We start from the raw sequence: 503 nt of genomic DNA, 5'->3' as shown, positions 1-503 counted from the left end.
TTGTAGTTTAAGATCTTCCGAGGAAGAGAGTTGCACCATACCTCGATCTTAGCAATATCTTCCACACTATACTTATCCATACGGTCTCCCTTGGGAATATAGCGTCTGATAAGCCCGTTGTGCCGTTCTACGCTGCCTTTATCACAGGATGTATAAGGGTGAGCGTAGTACACAAGAGTCTTGGAAACTTGCTCAAGATCGGATAGATCTGCGAACTCAGATCCGTTGTCGGTTGTGATAGACTTAAAGATTTGATTCCATTTGGATCCGTAGTACTCTCGAAGCTTATCAAATGCCTTCATAACGCTAGCTGAGGTCTTATCCTCGATCTTGATCATGAAGAACTGACGCGTCTTTCGTTCGCACAGAGTAAGCAACACATCATCGTCCTTAGTCTTGTGTCCAAGAACCAGATCGCATTCCCAGTGACCAAAGTCCTTACGGCTTTCGATTCTAGGACTACGTTCATCGATGCTTCGTCCCAGGATACGCTTGTTTACACG

Annotated in this window: 1 pseudogene; it reads right to left on the bottom strand. The window is 45.1% G+C overall.

The features are described 5' to 3' along the window. Positions 1 to 503: pseudogene (locus FD23_RS08815) on the bottom strand (IS30-like element ISL7 family transposase); the annotation flags it as partial.

This window comes from Lactobacillus delbrueckii subsp. delbrueckii DSM 20074 = JCM 1012, assembly GCF_001433875.1.
Lineage (GTDB): Bacteria > Bacillota > Bacilli > Lactobacillales > Lactobacillaceae > Lactobacillus > Lactobacillus delbrueckii.
Note: the sequence above shows the minus strand (reverse complement) of the source record. Positions and strands in the feature narration are given on the sequence as shown.